This is a genomic window from Nonomuraea sp. NPDC049784, assembly GCF_040659615.1.
Classification (GTDB): Bacteria; Actinomycetota; Actinomycetes; order Streptosporangiales; family Streptosporangiaceae; genus Nonomuraea.
On the sequence record NZ_JBFAMX010000646.1, the window covers coordinates 1 to 5,657 of the forward strand.

Annotated in this window: 5 protein-coding genes and 1 pseudogene; 4 read left to right on the forward strand and 2 right to left on the reverse strand. The window is 68.8% G+C overall.

Annotation, left to right across the window (positions count from 1 at the left end; all coding sequences use genetic code 11):
* Positions 1-366 (reverse strand): annotated as a pseudogene (locus AB0J09_RS54555) (hypothetical protein); the annotation flags it as partial.
* Between the two features lie 118 nt (positions 367-484).
* On the opposite strand from AB0J09_RS54555, the gene AB0J09_RS54560 reads away from it, so the two are divergent.
* From AB0J09_RS54560 to AB0J09_RS54570, 3 genes are all read left to right on the forward strand, one after another.
* Positions 485-1,681: an FAD-dependent oxidoreductase gene (locus tag AB0J09_RS54560; protein ID WP_360710162.1), complete on the forward strand. Its 1,197-nt coding sequence runs from the start codon at positions 485-487 to the stop codon at positions 1,679-1,681.
* A gap of 114 nt (positions 1,682-1,795) precedes the next feature.
* Positions 1,796-3,133, forward strand: a complete 1,338-nt coding sequence (locus AB0J09_RS54565) for a class II 3-deoxy-7-phosphoheptulonate synthase (RefSeq protein ID WP_360710165.1) — start codon at positions 1,796-1,798, stop codon at positions 3,131-3,133.
* Between the two features lie 301 nt (positions 3,134-3,434).
* A complete protein-coding gene (locus tag AB0J09_RS54570; protein ID WP_360710167.1) occupies positions 3,435-4,202 on the forward strand; it encodes an SAM-dependent methyltransferase in 768 nt (255 codons plus the stop codon).
* 38 nt (positions 4,203-4,240) lie between these two features.
* On the opposite strand, the gene AB0J09_RS54575 is transcribed toward AB0J09_RS54570, so the two are convergent.
* Positions 4,241-4,606: a thioredoxin family protein gene (locus tag AB0J09_RS54575; RefSeq protein ID WP_360710168.1), complete on the reverse strand. Its 366-nt coding sequence runs from the start codon at positions 4,604-4,606 to the stop codon at positions 4,241-4,243.
* A 472-nt stretch (positions 4,607-5,078) separates the two neighbouring features.
* Between AB0J09_RS54575 and AB0J09_RS54580 the strand changes: the two genes are divergently transcribed.
* Positions 5,079-5,657: pentapeptide repeat-containing protein (locus tag AB0J09_RS54580; RefSeq protein WP_360710170.1), on the forward strand; the 579-nt coding region annotated here is incomplete at its 3' end.

The window sequence follows — 5,657 nt, forward strand, 5'->3', positions numbered from 1 at the left end:
GACCTCCGGCACGCCCACGGCGGCGGGCTGCTGCTGCTCGGGCGGGATCCGGATCGTCGGCGGGTTCTCGGAGCCGGGCGCCGGCACGCGGGGACGCCAGATGGTGGGGCTGTCGTCGGGCGCCTGCTCCGGCCGGGCGCCGGGACGCCGCGACTCGTGCGCGGCGGCGAGCAGGCGCCGGCGGAGCGTGGCGGGCGGCGGCTCGGCCACCGCCTCCGCCAGCCTGGCCGCCGTCTCCCGCAGGCGCCGCACCTCGGCTCCGCACACCTGGCACGCCAGCAGGTGCTCCTCGAACAGCACCCACTCGGCGTACGGCAGTGCGTGCACGGCGTAGGCGCCAGAGAGGGTGTGGAGTTCGTCGGTCATCGTCCACTCCCTTGTGAGAGGCGGCTCACGCATGTACTTCGGCCGCTCGGGCATGTCGGATGGCTGTGGGGGTTGCTCTTTTCTCATGACGTGAGACCATCTCATCAGGTGATGAATTATGCGCTGCGTAATCGCGGGAGGCGGCCCGGCAGGCGCGATGCTCGCGCTGCTGCTGGCCAGGGCAGGCGTCGAGGTGACGCTGCTGGAGAAGCACGGCGACTTCCTCCGTGACTTCCGGGGCGACACGATCCATCCGTCCACGCTGCAGGTGCTCGACGAGCTCGGGCTGGCCGAGGAGTTCCTGAAGATCCCGCACAGGAAGGCGTACGGCCTCAGCATGGTGACCGACGCCGGGGACATCAGCCTGGCGAGCCTGCGCGGGATGCCCGGCAAGTACGACTACATCGCGTGGGTCCCGCAATGGGATTTCCTCAAGCTCATCACCTCGGCCGCCGGCAGGTACCCGGGCTTCCGGCTGCTCATGAACGCCGAGGCGTACGACCTGATCCGCGAGGGCCGGACGGTGCGCGGGCTGCGTTACCGGGACGAGTCCGGCGAGCACGAGATCAGGGCCGACCTGACGGTCGCCGCCGACGGGCGGCACTCGACCCTGCGCGAACGGGCCGGGCTCGTCCCCGAGGAGCTCGGCGCGCCGATGGACGTGGTGTGGTTCCGGCTGCCCAGGCACCCGTCCGACCGCGACGACGCGTTCCTGCGGATCTCCAGCGGTCGCATGATGGTCGCGATCAACAGGAAGAGCTACTGGCAGCTCGCGTTCCTGATCCCCAAGGGCGGGTTCGACGAGCTGGTACGCCAGGGGATCGAGGCGCTCCGCGAGCCGGTGGCCTCGTTGTTGCCGTGGCTGGCCGACCGGATCGGGCAGATCGGGAGCTACGACGACGTCAGCGTGCTCACGGTCGTGATCAACCGGCTGCACCGCTGGCACCGGCCGGGGTTCCTGTGCATCGGGGACGCCGCGCACGCCATGTCACCGGTGTTCGGGGTGGGGATCAACCTGGCGGTGCAGGACGCGGTCGCCGCTGCCAACCTCCTTGCGGGCTCGCTCAGATCCGGCGCGCCGATCCCCGAGTCGACCCTGCACCTGCTGCAGAAGCGGCGGATGCTGCCCACCAGGGTCACGCAGGCGACCCAGCGGGTGGTCCAGAATCTGGTGATCAAGAAGGCACTGAGACGCGAGTTCAACCCGTCGCGGCTGCCGCGCGATCTCACGAGGATCCCGCTGATGAACCGGATGGCACGGCGGTTCATCGGGCTGGGAATCCGGCCGGAGCACGTGAGGGTGCCGGAGGCCTGAAATCGAATGCGCTCGGCTTCGGCCGGAAATGTACGTTCTTTCACGCCCGGGTGGATGCCAAAACGTGGACAACACGGTCGGCAGGGCGGAGCCAGTGGATTACCCTCGTATCTCGTGAGCAGCAATCTCGTGGATCTCGATTCCTGGCGAGCCCTCCCCGCGGCGCAGCAGCCAGACTGGCCCGACCGCGGCGAGCTCGACAAGGTCGTCGCCGAGCTGGGCGGCCTGCCCCCACTGGTCTTCGCCGGCGAGTGTGACCAGCTCAAGGAGCAGCTGGCCGCCGTCGCCCGCGGCGAGGCCTTCGTCCTGCAGGGCGGCGACTGCGCGGAGACCTTCTCCGGCGCCACCGCCGACAACGTGCGCAACAAGCTCAAGACGCTGCTGCAGATGGCGATCGTGCTGACGTACGCGGGCAAGGTGCCGGTGGTGAAGATCGGCCGGGTCGCGGGCCAGTTCGCCAAGCCGCGTTCCAAGGGCACCGAGACCCGCGACGGGATCGAGCTGCCGGCCTACCGGGGCGACATGGTCAACGGGTTCGACTTCACCGCCGACGCGCGCAGGCCCGATCCGTGGCGGCTGCTCAAGGCGTACCACTCCTCGGCCGTGACGCTCAACCTCGCGCGCGCGTTCACCAAGGGCGGCTACGCGGACCTGCGCCAGGTGCACGCCTGGAACCAGGACTTCGTGGCCGAGTCGCCCGCCGGGCGCCGCTACGAGCAGCTGGCCAGGGAGATCGACCAGGCCCTCGCGTTCATGCGGGCCTGCGGGGCCGATCCCGAGGAGTTCCACACCGTGGAGTTCTACTCCTCGCACGAGGCGCTGATCCTCGACTACGACAGGGCGCTCACCCGGATCGACTCACGTACGGGCCGGCCGTACGACGTGTCGGCGCACATGGTCTGGATCGGCGAGCGCACCCGCCAGCTCGACGGGGCGCACGTCGACTTCTTCTCCAAGATCCGCAACCCGATCGGCGTCAAGCTCGGCCCCGGCACGACGCCTGAAGAGGCGCTCGGGCTCATCGACAAGCTCAACCCGAGCAACGAGGCGGGGCGGCTCACGTTCATCACCCGGATGGGGGCCTCCAAGATCCGCGAGAGCCTGCCGTCCCTGGTCAAGGAGGTCACGGCCACGGGGGCGCGGGTGGCCTGGATCTGCGACCCGATGCACGGCAACACGTTCGAGGCGCCCAGCGGGCACAAGACGCGGCGGCTCGACGACGTGCTGGACGAGGTCGCGGGCTTCTTCGAGGTGCACCGGTCGCTGGGGACGCATCCCGGCGGGATCCACATCGAGTTCACCGGCGATGACGTGACGGAGTGCGTGGGGGGCGGGCACGAGATCGTGGAGGACGACCTCGCCACCCGGTACGAGACGGCCTGCGACCCCCGGCTCAACCGCGGCCAGTCCCTCGACCTCGCCTTCCGGGTCGCCGAGCTCTACCGCGGCTGATCCCGGCCGCCCCGAGCGGACCACCAACCGCTCGGGGCGAGCACCGTCGCACAAGGCGAGAGCCGCGGCGGCACTCCGAGGCGGAGCCCACCGCAACGACGCGCCGTCCGAAGACGGGACGGACGCGGCCGTGCCCGCCCGAGCGCGTGGCGGCGGGACGGAATGGAGCGGCCCCGTACGAACCGCTGAGGCGGAGGTGATGTGCGTCTCATCGGAGCAGGAAGAAGAGCCGATTTCAGAGGAAATGTGGCGCTCCGCGGATATGATCGCCCGCAAAGAAGCCGAAATTTCGGGAGAAAACGTGGACAGTGCCCCTGAGGGGGTCGACCCCAACCTCCCCAACGTCGCGCGTATGTACGACTATTACCTCGACGGCAAGGACAATTTCGCGGCCGACCGGGCAGCCGCCGAGCGGATCCTGCAGACGTTCCCCAACACCAAGGAGGGCGCCCGCGCGAACAGGGCGTTCCTGCGCCGCGCCGTGCGGCACGTGGTCGAGTCGGGCGTGCAGCAGATCGTGGACCTCGGCGCGGGGCTGCCGACCCAGGGGAACACGCACGAGATCGCCCCGAAGGCACGCGTCGTCTACGTGGACAACGACCCCGTGGTCTGCGTGCACGGCAGGGCGCTGCTGGCCAGGACCGACGACGTGGACTTCCTGCAGGCCGACGTGCGCGAGGCGGACGCGCTGCTGGACAAGCTGGGCGGCCTGGTGGACTTCGACCAGCCGGTGGCGTTCCTGACGCTGGCCATCCTGCACTTCATCCCGGACGACATCGCGTACGACCTGGTGGCGAAGGTGCGTGCGGTGAGCGCGCCCGGCAGCCGGCTGGTGATCAGCCATGCCATCGACAACACCCCGGACACCACCCCGCAGGCCATCGAGATCTACCGCAAGGCCACGGCCGCGCTGAGCCTCAGGACCCGCGAGGGGATCCTGCGCTTCTTCGACGGCTATGAGCTGGAGGAGCCCGGGCTGACGTACCCGAACGGCTGGCGTCCCGACGACCCGGACGCCCCGGGCAACGGGATCAAGTTCGGGTACGTCGGAGTCGGTCGCAAGCCCTGAGCCGGAAGCCCTGAGCCCTGAGCCCCTCCCACAAGGGCTCAGTTCTGCTTCAGTTCCTCGGCGAGCTCGGCCCTGATGGCGTCCATGTCCAGCGCCCGCACCTGCCGGATCAGGTCCTCGAGTGCGGGCGCCGGGATGGCACCGGCCTGGGCGAAGACCACGATGCCGTCGCGGATGGCCATGAGTGTGGGGATCGACGTGATGTCGAAGCCCTGCGCAAGCCCCTGCTCGGCATCCGTGTCGATCTTGCCGAACGTGATGTCCTCATGCTTGCCTGAAGCCTGCTCGAAGATCGGGCCGAACTTCTTGCACGGCGGGCACCACTCTGCCCAGAAGTCGAGCAGGACGATCCCCTTGTCGGCGATGTCGTTGAAGTTCTTCTCGGTTACTTCGATGGTCGCCACAAGTGGCTCCTCGTTCGTCGCTGAAAATTATCCATCGGTATGAACCTCTACCCTCTCCCCCGCATTCCACTGTCTACGTCAGCGCGGACTCCGCCACCTGGCAAGGGTGGTCGGAGAGGACGTTCCATGTCCCGACGCGCAGCAGCACACGGGGCCGGGATCGATCAACGTACGCCATTGCACGCTCACCTCTCCCAGGGGTTGGGCCCGACGCTATCGGAAGTTCCACCCGGTTCGGCGAGTGTTGTGATGCTCGTCACTCTGCTCCGGCAGGAAGGTGAGGAGAGGCATCGCGTACGGCTTGGGACATGACAGGACCGGCTCGCCAGGATCAGCCTGACGTCAGGGACGGGCTCCGCCGGGCATCGTTACTTGGGTAGGGGCTATATGGACCGCATATTTCCGCATAAAAGTGGATAGAACATAAAAACATCGAACCTTGACACCGGCATCCCGCGGGTATGACCAGTGCATGGACTGGGTCACCTGCGCGTATTCGGCTGCCTGCACCGGAATCGCCGGCCTGCCGACCGGCTTCTGCCTCGCACACCTCACGCCCGACCAGCTTTCCGAGGCCCTGGACGAGATGGCCCCCGGCCGCCTGCTCGACCTGCGCGGCACGACCGTCAACGGCGAGCTGCTGTCCAGAGTCCTCGAAGCCACCGGCGGCAGGCCAGGCAGGGCCCGGCTCGATCGGGTCAGGTTCACCGGCGACGTCCGGCTCGCGGGCGTGACGTTCGCGGGCGACGTGTCGCTCGACGGGGCCAGGTTCGAGCGGCTGGCCTCGTTCTTCGGCGCCCGTTTCGAAGGCAACGTGTCGCTGCCGGGCGCCAGGTTCACCCGCGAGCTGTCCTTCCACGGCGTCACCGTGCGCGGGCACGTCTCGCTCGACCGGGCCGTGATGTCCCGTGACGCGCTGTTCAGCCAGGCCGTCTTCGGTCACGGGCTGTCGTGCGAGCGGGCCAGGTTCGACGGGTACGCCACCTTCGACGGCGCCCGGCTGGGCGACGGGGCCACGTTCAGGGGGGCGCGCTTCGGCCGTACCGTGTCC